Source organism: Streptomyces sp. NBC_01478 (genome assembly GCF_036227225.1).
Taxonomy (GTDB): Bacteria; Actinomycetota; Actinomycetes; order Streptomycetales; family Streptomycetaceae; genus Streptomyces.
The window spans coordinates 6,953,005-6,977,042 of record NZ_CP109444.1 but is presented as its reverse complement, the minus strand read 5'-3'; the positions used below and the strand labels follow the sequence as shown (position 1 = coordinate 6,977,042).

Genomic DNA, 24,038 nt, shown 5'->3' with positions numbered 1-24,038 from the left:
CTATTTGATGTCCTGCTGTTACTGCAAGGGTACGGGCGATACGTCTCCGAAGAGCCGTACCGCCCGAAAGCCCGGAACTACCGGCCGTGCGTCAGACGCGGCGGCGCTTCGGCGGACGGCAGCCGTTGTGCGGGGTGGGGGTGACGTCCTGGATGGAGCCGACCTCGAGGCCAGTGGCCTGGAGGGAGCGGATCGCGGTCTCGCGACCGGAGCCCGGGCCCTTCACGAAGACGTCAACCTTGCGCATGCCGTGCTCCTGCGCGCGACGGGCGGCCGACTCGGCGGCCATCTGCGCGGCGAAGGGGGTGGACTTGCGCGAGCCCTTGAAGCCGACGTGGCCGGCGGAGGCCCAGGAGATCACGTTGCCCGAGGGGTCCGTGATCGAGACGATGGTGTTGTTGAACGTGCTCTTGATGTGCGCGTGGCCATGAGCGACGTTCTTCTTTTCCTTGCGGCGCACCTTCTTGGCAGCGCCCTGACGACCCTTGGGGGGCATCTATTACTCCTACGGGGAGGTGGTCGGTCCTACAGCGAAGACCGCTGGTGAAGCGTTGTCCGCTGCGGACTACTTCTTGCCCGGCTTCTTCTTGCCGGCGATGGCGCGACGCGGACCCTTGCGGGTACGAGCGTTCGTGCTGGTGCGCTGACCGCGTACGGGCAGACCACGACGGTGACGGAGACCCTGGTAGCAGCCGATCTCCACCTTGCGGCGGATGTCGGCCTGGATCTCGCGACGGAGGTCACCCTCGGTCTTGATGTTGGCGTCGACGTACTCACGAATCGCGACGAGCTGCTCTTCCGAGAGGTCGCGAACGCGGGTGTTGGGGTCGATGCCGGTCTCGGCCAGCGTCAGCTGGGAAAGGGTCCGACCAATGCCGAACACGTAGGTGAGGGCGACCTCCACGCGCTTTTCGCGCGGGATGTCGACACCGGAAACGCGTGCCATTCAATGGCTCCAGTTGATCTTCGGAGGTCTTCCGCAGAACCGGATCCCAGCCGCCGGCCTCTTCTGTCGAAGATTTGGTACGGCGTGGGTCCCCAGCCTCCGAGCCGGGGGTGTCGGGCGCCTACTACGCCCGGGTCCTGCGTATGAACATGTATTGCTCGCGTCGCGCGAAACTCTGCGAAAGATGCAGAGGGAAGGTCCTGCGTCAGCCCTGGCGCTGCTTGTGGCGCGGGTTCTCGCAAATGACCATGACCCGACCGTGACGGCGGATCACCCTGCACTTGTCGCAGATCTTCTTGACGCTCGGCTTGACCTTCATTGGTGAGGTTCTCCGGGTCAGTTGCCTTCGGCGCCGCTTGCGCGGAACCTGGGCAAGATCTACTTGTAGCGGTAGACGATCCGGCCACGCGTGAGGTCGTACGGAGACAGCTCCACCACGACCCGGTCGTCAGGGAGGATACGGATGTAGTGCATACGCATCTTGCCGCTGATGTGTGCCAGGACCTGGTGGCCGTTCTGGAGCTCGACCTTGAACATGGCGTTCGGAAGAGACTCGACGACAGTGCCCTCGATCTCGATGGCACCTTGCTTCTTGGCCACGCTTCGCCCTTCGAATCGACTACCTTGATCGACTCGGTGCGTTCCCCTTGCGGGGTGCATGCGGACATGCGGGTGCACGAGAGCCGACGAGTCAGTCTACGTCAGGGCCCTCGGAAAGACGAATCGAGGAAGGATGCCCGAGGACGGAGATCATTAAGCACGCGGGGCTATTTAGTGCCCCGAGGAACGCGCCCCAAAGGGGCGCGGGGCTGTGACATTTGCGGCTCCGCCGCGCGGGCGCGACCAGCCCCCACCGGCCGTCACACAGGCAACTACGCGAGCGGATCCGGCGCAGCCGTGATCCCGAACTCGGCCAGCTTCGCCTTACCCCCATCAGGAGCCGTCAGCACAAGCGGCCCCTCCTCGGTCAAAGCCACCGAGTGCTCCCAGTGGGACGACCACGTCCCGTCCGTCGTAATGACCGTCCAGTCATCCGAGAGCACCTCGGTCTTCGGGGTCCCCAGAGACACCATCGGCTCGATGGCGAGGCAGAACCCCGGCACCAGCTTCGGCCCCTTCCCCCGCCGCTTCTCCACGTAGTTCAACAGATGCGGGTCCATGTGCATCTCGGTACCGATGCCGTGACCGCCGTAGTCCTCGACGATCCCGTACTTACCCCCACCCGGCTTCGGCTGCCGCCGGATGTACGTCTCGATCGCACGGGAGATGTCGACGAGCCGATTCCCCAGCTTCATCGCGGCGATCCCGGCCCACATCGACCCCTCGGTCACCCGCGACAGCTCAAGAAGCTCCGGGGAGTGCCCCGAGCCCACGAACGCCGTGTACGCCGCGTCCCCGTGCCAGCCGTCGATGATCGCGCCGCAGTCGATGGAGATGATGTCGCCGTCCTTCAGCACCACCTCCTCGGAGGGGATGCCGTGGACGACGACCTCGTTCACCGAGGTGCAGATCGTGGCCGGGAAGCCGCCGTAGCCAAGGAAGTTGGGCTTCGCGTTGTGGTCGGCGAGGACCTTGCGGGCCACCTCGTCCAGATCCTTCGTGCTCGCGCCGGGCACGGCGGCCTCACGGGTCGCCGCGTGGATGGCGGCGACGACCAGTCCCGCCTCGCGCATCCTGGCGATCTGCTCGGGGGTCTTGATCTGCACCATGGGGGCCTGCGCTCTCCGTCTTCCACGTAACTGAGGAATGGCCGTACAAAGGAATGGCCGTACACAAGAGCCGTACACGAGAAAGGCTCTGTACAACAGTACGGCCGCGACACCCCTGCGGGCACCGCGGCCGGATCTGCCTGCTGACTACTTCGCGCTCTCGTCCTCGCGCTTCAGCGCGTCCAGCGCCCGCTGCGTGATCTCCTCCACCGGACCGAGCGAAGAGATCGTGACTACCAGGCCCTGGGCCTTGTAGTAGTCGATGATCGGCTCGGTCTGCGTGTGGTAGACCTCCAGGCGGGTGCGGACCGTGTCCTCGGAGTCGTCGTCGCGCTGGTACAGCTCGCCGCCGCAGACGTCACAGACGCCGTCCTGCTTCGCCGGGCTGTACGTCACGTGGAAGACGTGGCTGGAGTCCTTCCGGCAGATGCGGCGGCCGGCGATGCGCTTGACCACCTCGTCCTCGGAGACCTCCAGGTCGAGGACCGCGTCCAGCTTGATGTCCTCGGTCTTCAGCAGCTCGTCCAGCGCCTCGGCCTGCGACACATTGCGCGGAAAACCGTCCAGCAGAAAGCCGTTGACGGCGTCCGGCTGCTCCATGCGGTCCTTGGCCATCGCGATGGTGACCTCGTCCGGGACCAGGTTGCCCGCGTCCATGTAGGACTTCGCCAGTTTGCCGAGTTCCGTGGCCTGACTGATGTTGGCTCGGAAGAGGTCGCCCGTGGAGATGTGCGGGATGTGCAGCGTCTTGGCGAGGCGCACAGCCTGCGTTCCCTTACCGGCACCCGGCGGCCCGACGAGGACGATTCGCATCAGCGGAGGAACCCTTCGTAATTGCGCTGCTGGAGCTGGCTCTCGATCTGCTTCACCGTCTCGAGACCGACACCCACGATGATCAGGATGCTGGTCCCGCCGAACGGGAAGTTGCCGCTTGCGTTGAAACCGACCAACGCCATCGTCGGTACGAGAGCGATCAGACCCAGATACAGCGAACCCGGCCAGGTGATCCGGTTGAGTACGTAACTCAGGTACTCAGCGGTGGGCCGGCCAGCCCGGATGCCCGGGATGAAGCCACCATACTTCTTCATGTTGTCGGCGACTTCCTCGGGGTTGAACGAGATCGCCACGTAGAAGAACGCGAAGAAAACGATCAGCAGGAAGTAGCTGACCAGGTAAATCGGGTGGTCACCCTTGGTCAGGTTGGTCTCGATCCAGGTCTTCCAGCCGGACGTGCTGCCGGAGAACTGAGCGACCAGAGCCGGGATGTAGAGCAGCGACGACGCGAAGATGACCGGAATCACACCGGCCTGATTGACCTTCAGCGGGATGTAGGTCGACGTACCGCCGTAGGAACGGCGGCCGATCATGCGCTTCGCGTACTGGACCGGGATGCGGCGCTGGGCCTGCTCGACGAAGACCACCAGGCCGACCATCACCAGACCGACGAGGATCACGGTGCCGAACTCGATCCAGCCGCCGGCCAGGGTGCCCTGCTTCTTGATGGCCCACAGCGCGGACGGGAAGGTCGCGGCGATCGAGATGAACATGAGGATCGACATGCCGTTGCCGATGCCGCGGTCGGTGATGAGCTCGCCGAGCCACATCACGACGCAGGTGCCGGCGGTCATGCAGACGACCATGGTGATGGTGGTGAAGATCGACTGGTCCGGGACGATCTGATTCGCCGTCGGGCAGCCCGAGAAGAGGGCGCCGCTGCGGGCGGTGGCCACCAGACCGGTGCCCTGGAGGATGGCGAGCGCCACGGTCAGATAACGCGTGTACTGCGTGATCTTCGCCGTGCCGGCCTGGCCCTCCTTCTTCAGGGCTTCCAGACGCGGGATCACCACGGTCAGCAACTGCAGAATGATGCTCGCCGTGATGTACGGCATGATGCCGAGCGCGAAGATCGTGATCTGGAGCAGCGCGCCACCGCTGAACATGTTGACCAGACCGAACAGACCCTGGTTTCCGTTCGAGACGTCGATACAGGTCTGGACGCTCTTGTAATCGACGCCCGGGATCGGGACGTGCGTACCGACGCGGTACACCACGACGATCGCGAGCGTGAAGAGCAGCTTCTTGCGCAGGTCGGGTGTCCTGAACGCCCGGGCGAACGCGGTGAGCACGGTGCCTCCTGCGACCCCCGCGTGTGCGCGCGTGAGGTGACGACTAAGTGTGGTTGATGGCCTGTGGAACGAGATTACGGCATGCCAAGACGACGCTGGGTACCAGCCGCACAGCCTACCTACATCGACGGCCCTTAGGGATACCGATCGAACGTCCCCTGAGTCACGACGAGCACGCGAGCCACTTCACACGGCTCCCGTGCACCCCATCCGAATACGAACACACGCACGAAAAGGTCGGTTGACTGCCTCATGAGCATGTCACATACTCCTGCCAGACCGGCTGATCATCTCAGCCTCGCAACGTCGAGGGACAGCGGCTGACCAGCCACAACCGGGGGTTTCTCCACCACGGACGACGGCAACCGCAGCAGCACCAAGCTCTGTGTCTTCAACGACTACGGGCACGACAAGAGCAAGGGTCACAACGACCTGGACTCCCCTGCCCTCACGAACGTCCACGGCCGGCACTACTTCAACTGCCAGACCCACCGCGGACGAACCTGGCCGGTTGCTCGGATGCGCGGTCGCCGGCGCGGACCGACGGCACCGACGCCTCATCGACGCGGCCGGCCATACGGAGCGTTCGGTGGTACCCGTCGAGCGGCTCCAGGTGGCGCGGCCCCTGGACAAGTACACGCCCGACGACAGTGAGGGCACGCTGCTGAAGCGCGCCGAAGCGGTGGTGGCGAACCGCTGCCTGCGCGGTCTCCGCTACCGGAGTCATCCGCTCGACGAGCACCCGCGGTCGAACCCGGAGCCCAACGTCTACGAGTTCTGCTGGTTCCCGCAGGCCGCCCGCACCTGCACCGCGGCCTCCGACGCGGCCCCGCCCGGATCGACCTGGGACGACACCGCCTCCCGGACCGAGAAAGAACTGCTGTCAGGGAAACCGACGGCCTACCAGGGTCACCGGTTCCGGCAGGACGGCTGCTACGGCCAGGCCGGACGGGCGCTGACCAAGAACGCCCAGCCGCCCCGGGTCTTCGACGAACAGGGCATGACCGTCACACGGGTCGCGGACACGAGCCCGGGCGGACACATCGGCTCCTAACGGGAGCGCGATCCGGCAGGCGTTGTCGTACCGGATGGTGAAGGACAGCCGTATCGAGCGGGCCGTCTCGCAGTCGTCCGCCTGTATGGAGTCGAAGGGGTACGACTACCGGTCGCCGACCCAGGCCGCGGCGGATCAGCGGCGGCGGTCGGGCGGGGGTGCGGCTGCGAGCAGGGCCGAGATCGCGACCGCGACAACGGACATGGCCGCAAGAAGCGCGTGCGCTGTCTGGATGTGGTGGTCGCCGTCGAGTCCGCGTACGAGAACCGGTACATCGAGGAACACCCGGCCCGGATAAAGGAGTTCCTGCGGCTGCGCGACCGCCGGCGGCACAACGCCCAGGCCGTCCTGAGCCGAAAAAACGGCCGGGGCCGCCCCTCGTGAGAGAGGCGACCCCGGCCGCTGTTGCCGACGTAGGTCAGACGAGCTCGGTGACCGTACCGCCCGCGGCAGTGATCTTCTCCTTGGCGGAACCGGAGACGGCGTCCACCGTCACCTGCAGCGCCACGGAGATCTCGCCCTGGCCGAGGACCTTGACGAGGCTGTTCTTGCGAACCGCACCGTTGGCGACGAGACCCTCTACGGTGACCTCGCCACCCTCCGGGTACAGGGACGCCAGCTTGTCGAGGTTCACGACCTGGTACTCGGTCTTGAACGGGTTGCGGAAGCCCTTGAGCTTCGGAAGACGCATGTGGAGGGGCATCTGGCCACCCTCGAAGCGCTCCGGAACCTGGTAACGGGCCTTCGTACCCTTGGTTCCACGACCGGCCGTCTTACCCTTCGACGCCTCACCACGACCCACACGGGTCTTGGCGGTCTTGGCGCCCGGGGCGGGACGGAGGTTGTGGATCTTGAGCGGGCTGTTCTCCGCCATGATCAGTCGACCTCCTCAACCGTCACGAGGTGGCGGACGGTGTGCACCATTCCGCGGAACTCGGGGCGGTCCTCCTTGACGACCACGGTGTTGATCCCCTTGAGACCAAGCGACCGCAGCGTGTCACGGTGGTTCTGCTTGCTGCCGATGTACGACTTCGTCTGCGTGACCTTGAGGCGAGCCATTACGCACCCGCCCCGGCACGTGCACGAAGGAGAGCCGCGGGGGCGACGTCCTCGAGGGGCAGACCGCGGCGGGCCGCGATCTCCTCGGGACGCTGCAGGCCCTTGAGGGCCGCCACGGTCGCGTGCACGATGTTGATCGCGTTGGACGAGCCGAGCGACTTCGACAGGATGTCGTGAACGCCGGCGCACTCGAGCACTGCACGCACCGGGCCACCGGCGATAACGCCGGTACCGGGGGAAGCAGGCTTGAGCAGGACGACGCCCGCGGCCTTCTCGCCCGTGATCGGGTGCGGGATGGTGCCCTGGATACGGGGGACCTTGAAGAAGTGCTTCTTGGCCTCTTCAACACCCTTGGCGATCGCGGCCGGCACCTCCTTGGCCTTGCCGTAACCGACACCGACGGTGCCGTCACCGTCGCCCACCACGACGAGCGCGGTGAAGCTGAAGCGACGACCACCCTTGACAACCTTGGCGACGCGGTTGATCGCGACTACGCGCTCAACGTACGCGGTCTTCTCGGCGGCAGCAGCGCCGCCGTCACGGCCCTTCCGGTCCCGCCGCTCGCCGCCACCGGCACCGCTTCCACGGCGCTGGGGTCCAGCCATTGGATTACCTCTCTCTTTCCGCTAGCTACGGAAGCGACTAGAACTTCAGTCCGGCTTCGCGGGCGGCGTCCGCCAGGGCGGCGATGCGCCCCGCGTACTGATTGCCACCGCGGTCGAATACGACAGCCTCGACACCGGCGGCCTTGGCGCGCTCGGCGACCAGGGCGCCGACCGACTTGGCCTGCGCGGACTTGTCGCTCTCGCCGCCGCGGATCGAGGTGTCCAGGGTCGACGCCGACGCCAGGGTGTGACCCTTGATGTCGTCGATGACCTGGGCCACGATGTGGCGGTTGGAGCGGGTCACGACCAGGCGCGGACGCTCAGCCGTACCGGAAATGTGCTTCCGGATGCGGATGTGACGACGCTTGATGGCAGCACGCTTGTAAGCGTCGCCCTTAGCGATCTTCGTACCGTATGCCATGGCTTACTTACCCGCCTTTCCGACCTTGCGCCGGATGACTTCGCCCTCGTACTTGACGCCCTTGGCCTTGTACGGGTCGGGCTTGCGCAGCTTGCGGATGTTCGCCGCAACCTCGCCGACCTTCTGCTTGTCGATGCCCTCGACCGAGAAGTGCGTCGGGTTCTCGACCTTGAACGAGATGCCCTCGGGCGCCTCGACGGTGATCGAGTGGCTGTAGCCGAGCGCGAACTCGAGGTTCGATCCCTTGGCCGCAACGCGGTAACCGACACCGCTGATCTCGAGCTTCTTCACGTAACCCTCGGTCACGCCGGTGATCATGTTCGCCACCAGCGTGCGGGACAGGCCGTGCAGGGCCTTGTTCTGACGCTCGTCGTTGGGGCGGGTGACGCTGAGCACGCCGTCCTCACCCTTGGCGATGTCGATCGGCGCTGCGACGGTGTGGGTCAGCGAGCCCTTGGGGCCCTTGACCGAGACCGTACGGCCGTCGATGGTGACGTCCACGCCGGCGGGAACCGTGATGGGGAGCTTGCCAATACGCGACATAGCTTCTTCCGATTCCTTTCCGCTACCAGACGTAGGCGAGAACTTCTCCGCCTACGCCCTTCTTGCCGGCCTGCTTGTCGGTGAGGAGACCGTGCGACGTGGAGATGATCGCCACGCCGAGGCCACCGAGCACCTTGGGCAGGGAGGTGGACTTCGCGTACACCCGGAGACCGGGCTTGGAGATCCGCTTGATGCCCGCGATGGAGCGCTCACGGTTCGGGCCGAACTTCAGCTCGAGAACGAGGTTCTTGCCGACCTCGGCGTCCTCGACCTTCCAGCCCGTGATGAAGCCCTCCTGCTGGAGGATCTCCGCGATGTGCGACTTGATCTTCGATGCCGGCATCGTCACTGAGTCGTGGTATGCCGAGTTCGCGTTCCGCAGACGCGTAAGCATGTCTGCGATCGGATCAGTCATGGTCATGAATTGGCCTTCGGCCTCTCTCGCCGGGGTTTCCAGGTGCCCATCCCTCTCCTCGATCCGAGACGAGGCGGGTGCGGTGCGGTGGACCTACGGCGTAGTAAGTCGTATGGGCGGCAATCAGGCGCCCAACCCTCCTAGCCTAAGCCATGGAGGGGTGGGCACCTGACCGTGCCCTCTGCTTACCGAGAGCTTCGGGAGTCCGGAAGTACCGGACTACCAGGAGCTCTTGGTCACGCCCGGCAGCTCGCCACGGTGAGCCATCTCACGAAGGCACACGCGGCAGAGGCCGAACTTGCGGTACACGGAGTGCGGGCGGCCGCAGCGCTGGCAGCGGGTGTAGCCACGCACACCGAACTTGGGCTTACGAGCAGCCTTGGCAATCAGAGCCTTCTTCGCCATCTCGCTTACGCCTCCTTGAAGGGGAAGCCGAGGTGACGGAGAAGGGCACGGCCTTCGGCGTCGTTGGTCGCCGTGGTCACCACGGTGATGTCCATACCCCGGACGCGGTCGATCTTGTCCTGGTCGATCTCGTGGAACATGACCTGCTCGGTGAGACCGAAGGTGTAGTTGCCACGACCGTCGAACTGCTTGGGAGACAGACCACGGAAGTCGCGGATGCGCGGAAGCGCGAGCGACAGGGTGCGGTCCAGGAACTCCCACATGCGGTCGCCACGGAGCGTGACGTGGGCACCGATCGGCTGACCCTCGCGCAGCTTGAACTGCGCGATGGACTTGCGGGCCTTGGTGATGGCCGGCTTCTGACCGGTGATCGTGGTCAGGTCACGGACGGCACCGTCCATGAGCTTGGAGTCACGGGCGGCGTCGCCGACACCCATGTTCACCACGATCTTGACGAGGCCGGGGATCTGCATGACGTTCTCGTAGGAGAACTCCTCACGCAGCTTGCCCGTGATCTCCTCGCGGTACTTCGTCTTGAGACGCGGGCTGGTGGTGGTAGTCATCAGATGTCCTCACCCGTCCGCTTGGCAACGCGAACCTTGTTGCCCTCGTCGTCGAAGCGGTAGCCGACACGCGTGACGACCTTGTTGCCGTCCTTCTCAACGACCAACTGGACGTTGGAGACGTGGATCGGCGCCTCGGTCGTGACGATGCCACCGGCCTGCGAACCCTTGGCGGTGGGGCCGGCCTTGGTGTGCTTCTTGACCCGGTTGACACCCTCGACCAGGACGCGCTCGTCGCGCGGGTAAGCGGCAATGACCTTGCCCTGCTTGCCCTTGTCCTTGCCGGTGATGACCTGAACCGTGTCACCCTTCTTGATCTTCATGCTTACAGCACCTCCGGAGCCAGCGAGATGATCTTCATGAACTTCTTCTCGCGCAGCTCGCGCCCGACCGGGCCGAAGATGCGGGTACCACGAGGGTCGCCGTCGTTCTTCAGAATGACGGCGGCGTTCTCGTCGAAGCGGATGTACGAGCCGTCCGGACGGCGGCGCTCCTTGACGGTGCGAACGATGACGGCCTTGACGACGTCACCCTTCTTCACGTTGCCACCGGGGATCGCGTCCTTGACGGTGGCGACGATGACGTCACCGATGCCCGCGTAGCGGCGACCGGAGCCACCGAGCACACGGATGCAAAGGATTTCCTTCGCACCAGTGTTGTCGGCGACACGCAGTCGCGACTCCTGCTGGATCACGTCTATCTCCTGATCGTCTGCCGGTTCCCCAAGGGCCGTTCAGTGAACGGCCCTTGGAGCCTGGCGGAACTGTCCTGCGAGGTTGCCCGCAGGAATTACTTGGCCTTCTCGAGGATCTCGACGATGCGCCAGCGCTTCGTCGCGGACAGCGGACGCGTCTCCATGAGGAGGACGCGGTCGCCGACGCCTGCGGCGTTCTGCTCGTCGTGGGCCTTGAGCTTGTTCGTACGGCGGATGACCTTGCCGTACAGCGCGTGCTTCACGCGGTCCTCGACGGCGACGACGACGGTCTTGTCCATCTTGTCGCTGACGACGAGACCCTCACGGGTCTTGCGGAAACCGCGGTTGGCGGTCTGCTCTTCAGTCACGTTGCTCTCGCTCATCAGGCGCTCTCCACCGTCTCGATGCCCAGCTCGCGCTCACGCATCAGGGTGTAGATCCGCGCGATGTCCTTCCGGACGGCCTTGAGCCGACCGTGGTTCTCGAGCTGACCGGTCGCCGCCTGGAAGCGGAGGTTGAACAGCTCTTCCTTGGCTTCGCGGAGCTTGTTGAGAAGCTCCTCGTCACCCAGTTCGCGCAGCTCGGACGCCTTGGTACCGGCCGACATCACGCTTCACCTGCCTCGCGCTTGACGATCCGGCACTTCATCGGCAGCTTGTGCGCTGCGCGAGTGAGGGCCTCACGGGCGATCTTCTCGTTGGGGTAGGACAGCTCGAACATGACCCGGCCCGGGTGCACGTTCGCGATCCACCACTCGGGAGAACCCTTACCGGAACCCATGCGGGTCTCGGCAGGCTTCTTCGTGAGCGGGCGGTCCGGGTAGATGTTGATCCAGACCTTGCCGCCACGCTTGATGTGGCGGGTCATCGCGATACGCGCGGCCTCGATCTGGCGGTTCGTCACGTACGCCGGCGTGAGGGCCTGAATGCCGTACTCGCCGAACGAAACCTGCGTACCGCCCTTGGCCTGACCACGACGCTTGGGGTGGTGCTGCTTGCGGTGCTTGACCCTACGGGGGATCAGCATGTCGGTCAGGCCTCCGTTCCGGTGCTCTCAGCCGGCGCGGCAGCGGCGGCGGGAGCGTCGGCCTTGGGGGCCTCGGCAGCCGGCGCGGACTGCTGCTGCGGCTTGCGGCCGCGGCCGCCACGCTCGCCACCGCGGCCACCGCCGCGGGCCGGGCGGTCGCCGCCGCCACCCGCGCCACCGCGAGCCGGGCGGTTACCCGCACGGGCCGCAGCGTTCTCGGCGCGGACCTCGGCGATGTTCTTGACGTCGCCCTTGTAGATCCAGACCTTCACACCGATACGGCCGAAGGTCGTCTTGGCCTCGAAGAAGCCGTAGTCCACGTTCGCGCGGAGCGTGTGCAGGGGCACGCGGCCCTCGCGGTAGAACTCCGAGCGGGACATCTCGGCGCCGCCGAGGCGACCGCCGCACTGGATCTTGATGCCCTTGGCGCCGGCCTTCATCGCCGACTGCATGCTCTTACGCATGGCACGGCGGAAGGAGACGCGGGAGGAGAGCTGCTCGGCGACGGCCTGCGCGACCAACTGAGCATCCGTCTCGGGGTTCTTGACCTCGAGGATGTTGAGCTGGACCTGCTTGCCCGTGAGCTTCTCGAGGTCGCCGCGGATGCGGTCGGCCTCGGCGCCACGGCGGCCGATGACGATGCCCGGACGAGCGGTGTGGATGTCCACACGCACGCGGTCACGGGTGCGCTCGATCTCCACCTTCGAGATACCGGCGCGCTCCATGCCGGACGTCATCATCCGACGGATGGCGACGTCTTCCTTGACGTAGTCCTTGTACAGCTTGTCGGCGTACCACCGGGACTTGAAGTCCGTGGTGATGCCGAGCCGGAACCCGTGCGGGTTAACCTTCTGGCCCATTACCGGGTTCCTTCCTTGCTGCTGACGACCACGGTGATGTGGCTGGTCCGCTTGCGGATCCGGTAGGCACGGCCCTGGGCACGCGGACGGAACCGCTTCAGGGTCGGACCCTCGTCGACGTAGGCCTCGGAGATGACGAGGCTGCCGGCGTCGGTGTGGTCGTAGTTGTGCGCGGCGTTGGCAATGGCGCTGTCAAGCACCTTGCCGACCGGCACGCTCGCGGCCTGCGGGGCGAAACGCAGGACCGCCTGAGCCTCCGTGGCGTCCATGCCACGGATGAGGTCCACCACGCGGCGGGCCTTCATGGGCGTGACGCGGATGTACCGCGCCTGGGCCCTGGCTTCCATGGTTGTCCCTTCAGTGTTTGTCATGGTCAGTCACCCCGCGCTAGCGGCGCTTCGACTTCCGGTCGTCCTTGACGTGACCCCGGAAGGTGCGCGTCGGCGAGAACTCGCCGAGCTTGTGGCCGACCATCGACTCGGTGACAAACACCGGGATGTGGATCTTGCCATTGTGCACCGCGATCGTGTGGCCGAGCATGGCCGGGACGATCATCGAGCGGCGGGACCAGGTCTTGATGACGTTCTTGGAGCCGGCCTCGTTCTGTACGTCCACCTTCTTGATGAGGTGGCCGTCGACGAAGGGCCCCTTCTTGAGACTGCGCGGCATCTAAACCCGCTCCTAGCGCTTCTTGTTCGTCTTGCGGCGGCGGACGATGTACTTGCTCGAAGCCTTCTTCGGCGAGCGAGTACGACCCTCCTTCTGACCCCACGGGCTGACCGGGTGGCGACCACCGGAGGTCTTGCCCTCACCACCACCGTGCGGGTGGTCGACCGGGTTCATCGCAACACCGCGGACGGTCGGGCGGACGCCCAGCCAGCGCTTGCGGCCTGCCTTGCCCCAGTTGATGTTGCTCTGCTCGGCGTTGCCGACCTCGCCGACCGTGGCGCGGCAGCGCTGGTCGACCAGGCGGATCTCACCGGAGGGCATACGAAGGTGGGCCATCGTGCCCTCCTTCGCCAGCAGCTGCACGGAGGCACCGGCGGAGCGGGCGAACTTGGCGCCGCCACCGGGACGGAGCTCGATCGCGTGGATCGTGGTACCGACCGGGATGTTGCGGAGCGCCAGGTTGTTGCCCGGCTTGATGTCGGCCCCGGGACCGTTCTCGACGCGGTCGCCCTGCGACAGGTTGCGGGGGGCGAGGATGTAGCGCTTCTCGCCGTCCGCGTAGTGCAGCAGCGCGATGCGCGCGGTGCGGTTGGGGTCGTACTCGATGTGCGCGACCTTCGCCGGCACGCCGTCCTTGTCATGGCGACGGAAGTCGATGACGCGGTAGGCGCGCTTGTGTCCGCCACCCTGGTGGCGAACGGTCACACGACCGGAATTGTTACGGCCGCCCTTGCTGTGCAGGGGGCGAACCAGCGACTTCTCCGGCGTGGACCGCGTGACCTCGACGAAGTCGGCGACGCTGGAGCCACGACGGCCCGGCGTAGTCGGCTTGTACTTGCGGATTCCCATTTCTCAGTCCTCGTCCGATATCGGACGATCCGACCCGCTTACGCGGCCGGACCGCCGAAGATGTCGATACGGTCGCCTTCAGCGAGGGTCACGATCGCGCGCTTGGAGCCCGCGCGCTGACCGAAACCGGTCTTGGTGCGCTTGCGCTTGCCCTGGCGGTTGATCGTGTTGACCCCGGTGACCTTGACCGAGAAGACCGCCTGGACGGCCTGCTTGATCTGGGTCTTGTTGGCGCCCGGGGCCACGATGAAGGTGTACTTGCCCTCGTCGAGGAGCGCGTAGCTCTTCTCCGAGACGACCGGCTTCAGCAGCACGTCACGGGGGTCCGTGAACGACTTGCTGATCGGCGTCTCGACAGTGTTCTTGCCCTCGGTCTCGTGGCGCTTCGCCTTGGCGATGCGCGCGACCTTCTTGGCCTTGGCGGCCTTCGAGGCGATGCTCGGGTGACGCGTAGCCATCAGGCTTCGCTCCCTTCGGTGTCAGCGGCCTGGGGGCCAGACACGAAGGACTCGAAAGCGGCCTGGGTGAAGACCACGTCGTCCGAGACGAGAACGTCGTACGTGTTCAGCTGGCCCGGCTCCAGAATGTGGATCTGGGGCAGGTTGCGCGCGGAAAGCAGCGCGGCCTCGTCGGAGCGCTCGATGACCAGGAGCACGTTCTTGCGCTCGCTGACCTTGCCGAGGAAGCTCTTGGCGGCCTTGGTGGAGGGGGTCTCGCCCTCGATCACGCCGGTGATGACGTGGATGCGAGCGTTGCGGGCCCGGTCGGTGAGGGCGTGGCGCAGGGCCGCGGCCTTCATCTTCTTCGGGGTCCGCTGCGAGTAGTCGCGCGGCGTCGGGCCGTGCACGACGCCACCGCCGGCGAACTGCGGGGCGCGGGTCGAACCCTGACGGGCGCGGCCGGTGCCCTTCTGGCGGTACGGCTTCTTACCACCACCGCGGACCTCGCCACGACGCTTGACCTTGTGCGTGCCCTGACGGGCGGCGGCCAGCTGCGCGACGACGACCTGGTGAAGCAGCGGAATGCTGATCTTCTCTACGTCGAAGATCTCGGCCGGGAGCTCAACGGTCCCGGCGGTGTCGCCGGAGGGCGACAGAATGTCAATGGTGCTCATGTCAGGCCCCCTTGGCGGCGGTACGGACCAGGACGAGGCCGCCGTTCGGACCGGGGATGGCTCCCTTGATGAGGAGCAGTCCCTTCTCCGCGTCAACAGCGTGAACGGTCAGGTTCTGGGTGGTGACCCGCTCGTTGCCCATACGGCCCGCCATACGCATGCCCTTGAACACACGGCCGGGGGTGGCACAGCCACCGATGGAACCGGGCGAGCGGTGCTTGCGCTGGGTGCCGTGTCCGGCGCCGAGGCCCTTGAAGTTGTGACGCTTCATGACACCGGCGAAGCCCTTGCCCTTGCTCTTGCCGGTCACGTCCACCTTGACGCCGGCCTCGAAGGTCGCGGCGGTGATCTCCTGGCCGAGGGTGTACTCGCTGGCAGCAGCGGTACGGATCTCGACGAGGTGGCGGCGGGGGGTGACGTCGGCCTTGGCGAAGTGACCCTTGAGGGGCTTGTTCACCTTGCGCGGGTCGATCTCGCCGAAGGCGATCTGGACCGACTCGTAGCCGTCGGAGTCATTCGTACGGACCTGGGTCACGACGTTCGGGCCGGCCTTGACGACGGTGACCGGAACAACACGGTTGTTCTCGTCCCACACCTGCGTCATGCCGAGCTTCTCGCCCAGGATGCCCTTGATCTGCTTAGCCATCTTCAGCTCACCGGCCCCTAGAGCTTGATCTCGATGTCGACACCGGCCGGGAGGTCGAGTCGCATCAGAGAGTCAACGGTCTTGGGGGTGGGGTCGAGGATGTCGATCAGGCGCTTGTGCGTGCGCATCTCGAAGTGCTCGCGCGAGTCCTTGTACTTGTGCGGCGACTTGATGACGCAGTACACGTTCTTCTCAGTGGGCAGCGGCACCGGGCCCGCGACCGACGCACCAGTGCGCGTCACCGTCTCGACGATCTTCTTCGCCGAGGAATCGATGACCTCGTGGTCGTAGGCCTTGAGCCGGATGCGGATCTTCTGTCCCGCCATGGCTACTCAGTAGTCCTGTCTCTAGTAACGCTCTGCACCCCGGTAAGCCCTCCTGCTCGCTTCGATTCCTCCGACCCACGCGGTCGGGTGTGTCGCGCTCTCACCGACACAGAAGTCCCATGGTTCGGAACTTCCCTACTGGGAAAGCACGGCCCTTCCGGAACCGCAAGCCGAGGGCGAAGAAGCCCACCGGGTGCCTGGCCGGCGCCGCACTGACACTTCCCGAAAGATTCCCGTACGTCCGCCCCAGCGCTGCCGTAAGGCAGTTGGGACGACGAGTACCGTGGGACTCGCTTCCGGTCCTCCCGACGGGAGGCGCGCAGCATCAACACTCGACCGAGCAACTCCGACAGTCTGCCATATGGGGCAGGCGGCTGGCCAATCGGGGCGTAGAGATTACCCCTGGAGTGACGCAGGTCAAACACATGCGCGCGGCGGGCGTCTCACCCAGCCCCCATCGATGTTCACCCCTGTGAATAAGAATCAAGTACGCGTCCATTGACGCGTCCATAGCAAGCGCTTACGGTCCCTCACGAGAACACGGGAAAGCGCTTTCCCTTGCACGGCACCCCTGGTCATGGGACGACCCTGGAGGCAGAACGATGCAAGTGAGACCAGTCATGGCGTGTGTCGGCCTGGTGGCCGGCACGCTCGTAGCACTCTCCGGCACCCCGGCGCAGGCCGCGAGCGCCACCCAGTACGTGTCACCGACCGGCACCGCGAGCGCGGCCGGCACCCTCTCCGCCCCCACCACCCTCGCCACGGCGATCAGCCGCATCGCGTCCGGCGGCACGATCTATGTGCGCGGCGGGACGTACGCCTACGGCTCGACGATCACGATCCCCGCGGGTGCCGACGGCACGGCGTCCGCCCGCACCACGCTCACCGCCTACAACGGCGAGACCCCGGTCCTCAACTTCGCTGCGCAGAGCGAGAGTTCGTCGAACCGCGGGCTCCAGTTGAACGCCAACTACTGGCGCCTCTACGGCCTCACGGTGTCGCACGCAGGGGACAACGGGATCTACGTCGGAGGCAGCAACAACGTCATCGAGCGCACGGTGACGTCGTACAACCGCGACACGGGCCTCCAACTGGGCCGCATCTCCTCCAGCACGCCGAGCTCGTCCTGGCCCTCGAACAACCTGGTCGTCAGCTCGGAGTCGCACGACAACGCCGACTCCGACGGCGAGGACGCGGACGGCTTCGCCGCGAAGCTGACGACCGGTACCGGGAACGTCTTCCGCTACGACGTCTCCCACAACAACATCGACGACGGCTGGGACCTGTACACCAAGACCGACACGGGCGCGATCGGCCCGGTGACCATCGAGTACAGCCTCTCCTACGGCAACGGCACGCTGACCGACGGCAGCCAGAGCGGCGACGGCGACCGCAACGGCTACAAGCTCGGCGGCGACGACATCGCGGTCAACCACGTCGTCCGGCACGACATCGCCTACGGCAACGGCCATCACGGGTTCACCTACAACAGCAACCCGGGCACGATGGCGGTCTCGAACAACGTCGGCATCGACAACGCGGAGCGCAACTTCTCGTTCGACACGGGTACGTCAGTGTTCCGCACGAACACGTCGTGCCGGTTCGCGGTCAGCGGCTCGAACGACAAGACGGTGGGCGACGCGGACAGCTCGAACCAGTTCTGGACGGGGACGAACGGGGCACGGTGCTCGTCCTATTCCGGGAGCCTGGGCTGGTCCTTCACCTCGGGCGGCCAACTCGCCGTGACGTTCGGCGGCAAGGTGGTGAACCCGTAAGGGACGGCCCCTCCGGCTGACTGCCTGCCTGGACCGACCGACTTGGTGCTACTCGGCGGCGTACGCCACGAAGTCGGTCCAGGCGGTGGGGGCGAGGGTGAGGCGGGGGCCCTGGGTGTTCTTGGAGTCGCGGATGTGGATGGTGTGGGGGGTGGTGGCTATCTCGACGCAGTCGTTGCCGTTGCTGCTGTCGCTGTAGCTGCTCTTGAACCACAGCAACTCAGTAGCCTCGCCGATCATGTTTCTCCCAGCACTTGCTCGATAAAGGCCAGCGACTCCTCTGGCGTAAGAGCCTGGGCCCGGATGATGCCATACCGCAGCTCAAGGACCCGGAGCTGCCTCGGGCTGTCGACCGGTCGGCCTCCGAAATCGTCGTCCATACGCCCTGCCCCCGAACCGTCCGCGAACTTCAGCACCTGGATCCGCCCGCCCGTTCCAGGATGGCTCGCGCGGGCCGTTGGCATCACTTGGAGTTCCACGTAAGGCAACTGAGCCACCTCCAGCATGTGCTCAAGCTGTCGGCGCAACACCATTGTGCCTCCGACCGGACGGCGCAGCGTCACCTCTTCCTGTACGAAGCTCAGTTCAGGCGCGGGCTCACGCTTGAAGATGGACTTGCGCGCCATACGCCCTGCCAGCATGCGTTCCAGCTCGCCTTGCGAGTACGTCGGCCGCCACGTCCCCAGCAGCGCCCGCGCGTACTCCGGTGTCTGCAACAACCCATGAATGTTGTGGTTGCTGTACAGCTGAAGCTCGACCGCCATGTCCTCCTTCTTCTTCAGGTCCCGCACCTTCTTCGGGTACTGGGCCTTCTCCACATCCTCCCGGAATGCCCGCAGATGCCCACCCGCGTTCAGGACGTCGTCGGCCCGGTCCAGGAACTCCACCCGGGGAATCCGCGCCCCGCGCTCGATCTTGCGGATCATGTCCTCGCCGTACCCCATGACTTGGGCGAAGTCGGCCACCCGCATCCCGGCCTGCTCGCGGCAGAACCTGACGAGTCGCCCCACGGCCTCCACCAACGGCGCGCTCTCGTCGCCGGGTTCGAGGTCCCAGCCGGCCTCGTCCACGCCTTCGTTCTCGTTGCTCACGCTTTCGTCACTCATGGCCACCCACCTCCAACGCGCACCCGTACCCGTACGTCGTCGGAGACAGCCGAGACAACGCGAGACAACGACGGGACAGGGCGGATACGTACAGGCGTCATCGCACGTCAAGGCAAGCACGGTCGGCCACGCTGAGTGACATGAATCAAGAAACCTCGGAGCCCGAGGCCCAACTCGCCAACCCCGTCCGCAACTTCAGCGCGCGCCTGCCACCCACACCCCACGGCGCCCGCCAGGCCCGCCTGCTGGCGGTACGGCAACTCCGCGACTGGGGCCTCCCGTTGGACCCGGCGCAGCATGTCGTGGCCGAGCTGGCGGCCAACGCGGCCACGCACGGCCGCGTACCGGGCCGGGACTTCAGGCTCACGCTCTACGTCGTCGGCGGCATCCTGCGTATCGAGGTCACCGACACCTGCGGCGACCGCCTGCCCCACCCCCAACGCCCGGCTGCGGAAGCCGAATCCGGCCGAGGCCTCCTCCTCGTCGAGGCGCTCACCGACCGCTGGGGCGTCGCCCGGGGACCGCGCCCGCGCAAGACGATCTGGGCGGAACTGGACCTCGCACCGGAACCGGAACCGGAGCACGGATCCTCGTGCTCCGGTGCGAGGGGCGCTCTTTCCCAAGAACCACGACGGTGAAAGAACCCCCACCAAGCCCCACCCCACCCTCCCGGCAGCCAGGCTCACCATTCGCCCATCTGGGTGAACATCACCAACTGGGCTGGATTCCGGGCAGGTTGCGTGATCTACGCTCAGCGCAAACAACCCCAGACATACGACGGCCCTCGCCGGGACGGCAATCCCAAGGCGAGGGCCTGACCACCTAGGAAGATTGCAGCTTCCCGATGGATACACGCGACATTACCGCGCCCCCGCGCGCCCAGTCCCGGCACACCGCCGACAAACACCCGAACCAGCGGCACCGTCCCTCCGGCGGCGGGCTCACGCACGAGAACGCCCGCCACACCACCCGCTTCACGGTGATCGGCAACCACCTCGCCCAGCACCCGGAGTTGTCGGCCCTCGCGATCGGCCTCGGCGTCCACATCCAGTCCCTCCCCGCAGGCGCCCGCGCAGACATCAAGACGCTCGCGGCCCGTTTCCCGGAAGGCACGACCCGAATCGCCGCCGCGCTACGGGAGTTGGAGACCCACGGCTACCTCCGCCGCGAACGCCACCGCATCCCCGACGGCCGCATCATCACCCGCACGATCTCCTGCAACCAGCCCGGCGGCCGCCGTAGAGACCGCAAAGAACCCCACACGCCACCGAAAGCACCCGCGCCCCGGCGCGAACGGGCGCCCCGCAAGCCGCTTCCCGCCGTACCGCGCCCCGCATACCCGGCCCCCGCCCTCCTCCAGACGGCCACCGACCTGCTCGCAGACCTCCGCCGCCACAGCCCCGACCTCCTCCTGTCGGCCTGCGACACGGCCCACCTGGCCCCCGGTGTCGCGGCCTGGCTGGAGCGGGACGTCACCCCCACAGCCGTACGCCACGCACTGACCGCAGACCTCCCGCCTGAAGGCCTACGCCGCCCCGCAGCCCTCCTGGCCCACCGCCTGACAGTCCAACTGCCGCCCCCACCACCGTTCCGCGCCCCGGCACCACCACCAGCCGTACGGCACCCGCTCCACAACTGCGAAGGCTGCGACCGCGCCTTCCGCTCGCCCACCCCAGGACGCTGCCATGACTGCCGAACCGATCTTCCGGGAGCCGCCTAGCATGAAGGGGACGATCCTTGCCCCCGGGCACAGACGACGAGGAGCGAGCGCCATGACCATCGCCTCGGACAACGCGCAGCAGGGCGCTTCCCGCTTCTACCGGGCCATGAGGGACTTTCTTGAGTCCATGGACGACACCATCCCGGGCAAATTCGAGATCACCAAGGAAGGGATCGTCCACGACATGATGTCCCCCGTGAAGCCGCACGAACTCACCGTGCTGCACCTCCGGAAGCGCCTTGAGAAGGCCATGCCGGAGGAACTCGTGGCCCACACGGGAGAGCCGGACGTGGAGGCCGCATCCGAGGGCATCATGCGCCACCCCGATGTGATGGTGATCGCCATGGCGGACATGGAGGGCGACGGTGCGTTCGACCCGCGTACTCTCATCGCCGCCATCGAAGTGGTCTCCCGCTCCAACCCGGACAACGACTGGGTGAGCAAGATGCGTGACTATCCCTTGCTCGGCATTCCCGTCTACGTGATCTTCGACCCCCGCACGGGCGAGGGCGCCGTCCTCACCGACATCCACGCCACCCCCGACGGCCCCCGCTACGCCACCCGCAAGGACTTCGTCTACGGCGAGGACGTCACCATCGCAGAGTGGACGATCCCGACGGAGGGCCTGCCGCAGTACCCGGATCAGGGCTCCGCGAAACAACCCTGACCGCCCACCGGCACAAACAACCCCGATCCGGCCATAGGGGTACCGATCAGCGACGGCGCAGCGTAAGACTCCCGGCACACGCCTTAGATGCGTATGCAACGGGGGAAAAAGTGACTGACCTGTTCCGTTTTGTTGCGCTGCGCGCGCCCGCGCGCAGCGCACCGACACATTCCATAGATCTGCAGTCGTCCAGCGCGTTCCAGAAGGCGCTGGCCTCAGCCCGTCAGAGCGAGAGTCCGGTCGACACCGCGCAGACGGTCGCCGGGCGGTATCTGATCGGCGACTACGGCCTGGGGTTCATCAAGGAGAGCGACGCGATCCCGGACCAGGGCGCCTACGACAAGCTGACCGCGACCGCCGCGACGGCTCAGCACGCCGCGGACCTGACCGCCGTGATCAAGTCGGGGTTCGGGAAGACGCCGCAGGTCCTGGTCGCCGACGCGGGTTTCAAGCTCTTCGTGCAGAACGTGCACGACACGATCGTCGCCCTCTTCCTGCTGCCGGCCACGCGTTCGCACCCGATCAGCGATCTCGCCCAGCTCACCCGTCTGACGGGGCTGATCACACGGGTGGCGGCCGCCGACACCTCGCTGGAGAACGCCGGTGAGATCCAGCGCGCGCTGAGCGAATCGCTGGTGCTGCCGACGGCGGTGTTCCCGTTACGAGGCGGCCTGCCGCAGCCGGTCGGTGTCGGGGACCTGCTCGTCGTCAAGCAGCAGCTCACCCGGTACGAGCCCGGGGATGTCGCCAACATCGAGAACATCCTCAAGGGCGAGAAACGGGAGAAGCTCACGCACCACAACCTGACCCTCGACACGACCGTGGTGACGGAGACCTCGAAGACGACGGAGACGACGACCTCGCTCGACGTGACCGAGCGGTTCGACTTCAAGAACGAGGTGCAGAACACCGTCAGCGAGGATCTGTCGATCAACGGCGGTGTGAACGTCTCCGCGAAGTACGGCGCCGTGGAGATCAACGCGAATGCCAGCGTGGCCTACAAGCTCTCGAAGGAGGAGTCCACCAAGGTCGCGACCGATCACGCGCGGGATGTGACGAACCGGGCGGCGACGAAGGTCACCGAGACCGTGCGGCGGCAGGAGACGACCCGCACCATCGAGGTGCTCAAGGACCGGGAACTCCACTCGTTCGAGAACACCGGCCCGGGCAACGCGAACGTGAGCGGCGTCTACCAGTGGGTCAACAAGGTCTACGAGGCACAGACCTTCAACTACGGCAGCCGCCTGATGTTCGACCTCACGGTCCCGGAACCGGCGGCCTTCATCGTCGACGCCACCACCGTGAAGGGCGTCCAGGCGACGATCACACCGCCCGAGCCCTTCGTCGTCGTCAGCGACAGCGCGAACACACCGCCCTGGCGCGCGGTCCGGCCCGGTGATCTCGGCCCGGACGGGCTCCTCAAGCCCACGGTCGTCTCCCGGCCGCTCACACCGGCCGACGTGTCCTCGGAGCTCAACTCGGCCACGTACTACGGCACGTTCATGGGCAAGTACGGCGCCCTGGGCGTCAACGCGCCCCCGGAACCCTTCACCACCGTCGCGAAGAGCCTCACCGGGAACAAGGACGACCACGACCACCTGGCGGTCGTGGACGACCTGACGATCCCGCAGGGGTACCAAGCGACGGCCATCACCGCCCAGGGCGCCTTCACCCTCTTCGAGGAGGAGGACGGCGACGAGCGGATGTGGGTGTTCGTCGGCAAACACCGCTTCGAGTGCAAGGGCGCCGGCACCCTGCCGCCCGGCGCCGCGCTGCTGCCCGACCCCGACAACACGCTGATCAACGAGCAGGGCAGCATACCGATCGCCGTGGAGACCCAGCAGGCGCGGGACTTCGCGGTCACGGTCGAGGTGGCGTGCGCACGGACCGACACCGCGCTGGAGCAGTGGCGGCTCGACACGTACAACTCGCTGGTCAACGCCCACGAGAACCTGGTGAGCGTCTACCAGGACAAGGTGAAGGCCCAGGCGGTGCAGACGGCCACCACCGTGTCGCTCGGCCGCAATCCGGCGCAGAACAGGCTGATCGAGCGCGCGGAACTCAAGAAGGCGTGCATCTCCCTGCTCTCCGGCACCGATCTCTACGACGCGGACATCGACGACGTCAGGGTGAACGCCACCGCGCCCGCATTCCCGCGCCCGAACGTTCCGCCGCACTCGAACCAGAACGTCGTCGGCTCCGACCCGGAGGCGTTCATCCGCTTCTTCGAGCAGGCCTTCGAGTGGGAACACATGATGTACGTGTTCTACCCGTACTACTGGGCCCGCCGCGAGACGTGGTACGCCAACGCGCTCGCGGACGATCCCGACCCGCTGTTCGCCGAGTTCCTCAAGGCGGGCGCCGCCCGGGTCGTCGTACCGGTCCGCCCTCAACTCGAAGGCGACGTACGGTACTTCCTCATGATCGGGCAGATCTGGAGCGGCGGTGCCGTGCCGGGCATCACCGACACCGACTACCTCCCGATCACCGAGGAGATCCGCGCCCGCGACGACGCGCCCGGCGACGAGGTGCCGCAGGGCGATCCCTGGGAGGTCTCTCTGCCGACCACCCTCATCAGGCTCAGGGCGGACGAGACACTGCCGGAGTGGCGCAAGTTCCAGGTCGACGGCCGTGACTTCTGGGTGCCCGGCCGCATCGTGGCCGGCAAGTGGACCCCCGATTTCGGGAAACTCGACAGCCACGGCAACTGGACCCCTCAGTGAAGGGCCGGTGACCCTTC

At 66.2% G+C, this 24,038-nt stretch carries 37 protein-coding genes; 7 read left to right on the top strand and 30 right to left on the bottom strand.

Features of this window, described 5'->3' with window-relative positions; all coding sequences use genetic code 11:
* Nucleotides 1-91 precede the first annotated feature (91 nt).
* From rpsK to secY, 7 genes are all read right to left on the bottom strand, one after another.
* A complete protein-coding gene (rpsK, locus tag OG223_RS31740) occupies nucleotides 92-496 on the bottom strand; it encodes a 30S ribosomal protein S11 (protein ID WP_003956432.1) in 405 nt (134 codons plus the stop codon).
* A 69-nt stretch (nucleotides 497-565) separates the two neighbouring features.
* Nucleotides 566-946, bottom strand: a complete 381-nt coding sequence (gene rpsM, locus OG223_RS31735; protein WP_019055531.1) for a 30S ribosomal protein S13 — start codon at nucleotides 944-946, stop codon at nucleotides 566-568.
* Nucleotides 947-1,151: 205 nt separating this feature from the next.
* Nucleotides 1,152-1,265, bottom strand: coding sequence for a 50S ribosomal protein L36 (gene rpmJ / locus OG223_RS31730; RefSeq protein ID WP_003998809.1), 114 nt, complete (start codon nucleotides 1,263-1,265; stop codon nucleotides 1,152-1,154).
* 59 nt (nucleotides 1,266-1,324) lie between these two features.
* The gene (infA, locus tag OG223_RS31725; protein WP_003948620.1) at nucleotides 1,325-1,546 is read right to left on the bottom strand and encodes a translation initiation factor IF-1; all 222 of its coding nucleotides are present in this window, start codon (nucleotides 1,544-1,546) and stop codon (nucleotides 1,325-1,327) included.
* A 272-nt stretch (nucleotides 1,547-1,818) separates the two neighbouring features.
* On the bottom strand, nucleotides 1,819-2,655 hold the full coding sequence (gene map, locus OG223_RS31720) for a type I methionyl aminopeptidase (protein WP_329255938.1): 837 nt from the start codon (nucleotides 2,653-2,655) through the stop codon (nucleotides 1,819-1,821).
* A 147-nt stretch (nucleotides 2,656-2,802) separates the two neighbouring features.
* On the bottom strand, nucleotides 2,803-3,468 hold the full coding sequence (locus OG223_RS31715) for an adenylate kinase (protein ID WP_329255936.1): 666 nt from the start codon (nucleotides 3,466-3,468) through the stop codon (nucleotides 2,803-2,805).
* Nucleotides 3,468-4,781 (bottom strand): preprotein translocase subunit SecY, encoded by a 1,314-nt coding sequence (gene secY, locus OG223_RS31710; protein ID WP_329255935.1) that lies wholly within the window; start codon nucleotides 4,779-4,781, stop codon nucleotides 3,468-3,470. Before secY ends, OG223_RS31715 begins: the two co-directional genes overlap by 1 nt.
* A gap of 589 nt (nucleotides 4,782-5,370) precedes the next feature.
* Between secY and OG223_RS31705 the strand changes: the two genes are divergently transcribed.
* Complete coding sequence (locus tag OG223_RS31705; RefSeq protein WP_329255933.1) at nucleotides 5,371-5,835, top strand: hypothetical protein; 465 nt, start codon at nucleotides 5,371-5,373, stop codon at nucleotides 5,833-5,835.
* 219 nt (nucleotides 5,836-6,054) lie between these two features.
* Nucleotides 6,055-6,219, top strand: coding sequence for a hypothetical protein (locus OG223_RS31700; protein ID WP_329255931.1), 165 nt, complete (start codon nucleotides 6,055-6,057; stop codon nucleotides 6,217-6,219).
* 34 nt (nucleotides 6,220-6,253) lie between these two features.
* Here OG223_RS31700 and rplO read toward each other — a convergent pair whose 3' ends face one another.
* The 21 genes from rplO to rpsJ all read right to left on the bottom strand — a co-directional run bounded on the left by rplO (nucleotide 6,254) and on the right by rpsJ (nucleotide 16,030).
* Complete coding sequence (gene rplO, locus OG223_RS31695) at nucleotides 6,254-6,709, bottom strand: 50S ribosomal protein L15 (RefSeq protein ID WP_329255929.1); 456 nt, start codon at nucleotides 6,707-6,709, stop codon at nucleotides 6,254-6,256.
* A 2-nt stretch (nucleotides 6,710-6,711) separates the two neighbouring features.
* Nucleotides 6,712-6,894: a 50S ribosomal protein L30 gene (gene rpmD, locus OG223_RS31690; RefSeq protein ID WP_006376032.1), complete on the bottom strand. Its 183-nt coding sequence runs from the start codon at nucleotides 6,892-6,894 to the stop codon at nucleotides 6,712-6,714.
* The gene (rpsE, locus tag OG223_RS31685) at nucleotides 6,894-7,499 is read right to left on the bottom strand and encodes a 30S ribosomal protein S5 (protein WP_006376045.1); all 606 of its coding nucleotides are present in this window, start codon (nucleotides 7,497-7,499) and stop codon (nucleotides 6,894-6,896) included. Before rpsE ends, rpmD begins: the two co-directional genes overlap by 1 nt.
* Nucleotides 7,500-7,536: 37 nt before the next feature.
* Nucleotides 7,537-7,920, bottom strand: a complete 384-nt coding sequence (gene rplR, locus OG223_RS31680) for a 50S ribosomal protein L18 (protein WP_019055526.1) — start codon at nucleotides 7,918-7,920, stop codon at nucleotides 7,537-7,539.
* Between the two features lie 3 nt (nucleotides 7,921-7,923).
* Complete coding sequence (gene rplF / locus OG223_RS31675) at nucleotides 7,924-8,463, bottom strand: 50S ribosomal protein L6 (RefSeq protein WP_033280021.1); 540 nt, start codon at nucleotides 8,461-8,463, stop codon at nucleotides 7,924-7,926.
* Between the two features lie 22 nt (nucleotides 8,464-8,485).
* Nucleotides 8,486-8,884 carry a 30S ribosomal protein S8 gene (gene rpsH, locus OG223_RS31670; RefSeq protein ID WP_013001411.1) on the bottom strand — a complete coding sequence of 133 codons (399 nt, stop codon included), beginning with the start codon at nucleotides 8,882-8,884 and terminating at the stop codon, nucleotides 8,486-8,488.
* A 213-nt stretch (nucleotides 8,885-9,097) separates the two neighbouring features.
* Nucleotides 9,098-9,283 carry a type Z 30S ribosomal protein S14 gene (locus OG223_RS31665; protein WP_003948630.1) on the bottom strand — a complete coding sequence of 62 codons (186 nt, stop codon included), beginning with the start codon at nucleotides 9,281-9,283 and terminating at the stop codon, nucleotides 9,098-9,100.
* Between the two features lie 5 nt (nucleotides 9,284-9,288).
* Nucleotides 9,289-9,846 carry a 50S ribosomal protein L5 gene (gene rplE, locus OG223_RS31660; RefSeq protein WP_327401912.1) on the bottom strand — a complete coding sequence of 186 codons (558 nt, stop codon included), beginning with the start codon at nucleotides 9,844-9,846 and terminating at the stop codon, nucleotides 9,289-9,291.
* Entirely contained in the window at nucleotides 9,846-10,169 is a 324-nt protein-coding gene (rplX, locus tag OG223_RS31655; RefSeq protein ID WP_019072281.1) for a 50S ribosomal protein L24, read from the bottom strand. The genes rplE and rplX overlap by 1 nt, the downstream gene beginning before the upstream one ends.
* Before the next feature lie 2 nt (nucleotides 10,170-10,171).
* A complete protein-coding gene (rplN, locus tag OG223_RS31650) occupies nucleotides 10,172-10,540 on the bottom strand; it encodes a 50S ribosomal protein L14 (protein ID WP_003998823.1) in 369 nt (122 codons plus the stop codon).
* 95 nt (nucleotides 10,541-10,635) lie between these two features.
* Nucleotides 10,636-10,923 carry a 30S ribosomal protein S17 gene (gene rpsQ / locus OG223_RS31645; RefSeq protein WP_317880218.1) on the bottom strand — a complete coding sequence of 96 codons (288 nt, stop codon included), beginning with the start codon at nucleotides 10,921-10,923 and terminating at the stop codon, nucleotides 10,636-10,638.
* Nucleotides 10,923-11,147: a 50S ribosomal protein L29 gene (gene rpmC, locus OG223_RS31640; RefSeq protein WP_005481220.1), complete on the bottom strand. Its 225-nt coding sequence runs from the start codon at nucleotides 11,145-11,147 to the stop codon at nucleotides 10,923-10,925. Before rpmC ends, rpsQ begins: the two co-directional genes overlap by 1 nt.
* The gene (rplP, locus tag OG223_RS31635; RefSeq protein WP_010986348.1) at nucleotides 11,147-11,566 is read right to left on the bottom strand and encodes a 50S ribosomal protein L16; all 420 of its coding nucleotides are present in this window, start codon (nucleotides 11,564-11,566) and stop codon (nucleotides 11,147-11,149) included. Before rplP ends, rpmC begins: the two co-directional genes overlap by 1 nt.
* Before the next feature lie 5 nt (nucleotides 11,567-11,571).
* Nucleotides 11,572-12,426 (bottom strand): 30S ribosomal protein S3, encoded by an 855-nt coding sequence (rpsC, locus tag OG223_RS31630; protein ID WP_329255924.1) that lies wholly within the window; start codon nucleotides 12,424-12,426, stop codon nucleotides 11,572-11,574.
* On the bottom strand, nucleotides 12,426-12,773 hold the full coding sequence (gene rplV / locus OG223_RS31625; protein WP_006604878.1) for a 50S ribosomal protein L22: 348 nt from the start codon (nucleotides 12,771-12,773) through the stop codon (nucleotides 12,426-12,428). The genes rpsC and rplV overlap by 1 nt, the downstream gene beginning before the upstream one ends.
* A 40-nt stretch (nucleotides 12,774-12,813) precedes the next feature.
* Nucleotides 12,814-13,095 carry a 30S ribosomal protein S19 gene (gene rpsS / locus OG223_RS31620; protein WP_328680113.1) on the bottom strand — a complete coding sequence of 94 codons (282 nt, stop codon included), beginning with the start codon at nucleotides 13,093-13,095 and terminating at the stop codon, nucleotides 12,814-12,816.
* Nucleotides 13,096-13,107: 12 nt separating this feature from the next.
* Nucleotides 13,108-13,944: a 50S ribosomal protein L2 gene (rplB, locus tag OG223_RS31615; protein WP_329255922.1), complete on the bottom strand. Its 837-nt coding sequence runs from the start codon at nucleotides 13,942-13,944 to the stop codon at nucleotides 13,108-13,110.
* 38 nt (nucleotides 13,945-13,982) lie between these two features.
* On the bottom strand, nucleotides 13,983-14,402 hold the full coding sequence (gene rplW, locus OG223_RS31610) for a 50S ribosomal protein L23 (RefSeq protein ID WP_200681734.1): 420 nt from the start codon (nucleotides 14,400-14,402) through the stop codon (nucleotides 13,983-13,985).
* Nucleotides 14,402-15,058, bottom strand: coding sequence for a 50S ribosomal protein L4 (gene rplD / locus OG223_RS31605; protein ID WP_200681735.1), 657 nt, complete (start codon nucleotides 15,056-15,058; stop codon nucleotides 14,402-14,404). Before rplD ends, rplW begins: the two co-directional genes overlap by 1 nt.
* 1 nt (nucleotide 15,059) lies before the next feature.
* Complete coding sequence (gene rplC / locus OG223_RS31600; RefSeq protein ID WP_329255920.1) at nucleotides 15,060-15,704, bottom strand: 50S ribosomal protein L3; 645 nt, start codon at nucleotides 15,702-15,704, stop codon at nucleotides 15,060-15,062.
* Between the two features lie 17 nt (nucleotides 15,705-15,721).
* On the bottom strand, nucleotides 15,722-16,030 hold the full coding sequence (gene rpsJ / locus OG223_RS31595) for a 30S ribosomal protein S10 (RefSeq protein WP_003948644.1): 309 nt from the start codon (nucleotides 16,028-16,030) through the stop codon (nucleotides 15,722-15,724).
* A 620-nt stretch (nucleotides 16,031-16,650) separates the two neighbouring features.
* On the opposite strand from rpsJ, the gene OG223_RS31590 reads away from it, so the two are divergent.
* On the top strand, nucleotides 16,651-17,805 hold the full coding sequence (locus OG223_RS31590; protein ID WP_443073765.1) for a right-handed parallel beta-helix repeat-containing protein: 1,155 nt from the start codon (nucleotides 16,651-16,653) through the stop codon (nucleotides 17,803-17,805).
* Between the two features lie 48 nt (nucleotides 17,806-17,853).
* On the opposite strand, the gene OG223_RS31585 is transcribed toward OG223_RS31590, so the two are convergent.
* Together OG223_RS31585 and OG223_RS31580 are read right to left on the bottom strand one after the other, a co-directional pair.
* A complete protein-coding gene (locus OG223_RS31585) occupies nucleotides 17,854-18,045 on the bottom strand; it encodes a DUF397 domain-containing protein (protein ID WP_329255918.1) in 192 nt (63 codons plus the stop codon).
* Entirely contained in the window at nucleotides 18,042-18,911 is an 870-nt protein-coding gene (locus tag OG223_RS31580) for a helix-turn-helix domain-containing protein (RefSeq protein WP_329255916.1), read from the bottom strand. Before OG223_RS31580 ends, OG223_RS31585 begins: the two co-directional genes overlap by 4 nt.
* A gap of 140 nt (nucleotides 18,912-19,051) precedes the next feature.
* On the opposite strand from OG223_RS31580, the gene OG223_RS31575 reads away from it, so the two are divergent.
* From OG223_RS31575 to OG223_RS31560, 4 genes are all read left to right on the top strand, one after another.
* Entirely contained in the window at nucleotides 19,052-19,549 is a 498-nt protein-coding gene (locus OG223_RS31575; RefSeq protein WP_329255914.1) for an ATP-binding protein, read from the top strand.
* A 206-nt stretch (nucleotides 19,550-19,755) separates the two neighbouring features.
* A complete protein-coding gene (locus OG223_RS31570; RefSeq protein ID WP_329255912.1) occupies nucleotides 19,756-20,631 on the top strand; it encodes a helix-turn-helix domain-containing protein in 876 nt (291 codons plus the stop codon).
* A 52-nt stretch (nucleotides 20,632-20,683) separates the two neighbouring features.
* Nucleotides 20,684-21,298, top strand: a complete 615-nt coding sequence (locus tag OG223_RS31565; protein ID WP_329255910.1) for a Uma2 family endonuclease — start codon at nucleotides 20,684-20,686, stop codon at nucleotides 21,296-21,298.
* A gap of 110 nt (nucleotides 21,299-21,408) precedes the next feature.
* Complete coding sequence (locus OG223_RS31560) at nucleotides 21,409-24,021, top strand: hypothetical protein (protein ID WP_329255908.1); 2,613 nt, start codon at nucleotides 21,409-21,411, stop codon at nucleotides 24,019-24,021.
* Nucleotides 24,022-24,038 lie beyond the last annotated feature (17 nt).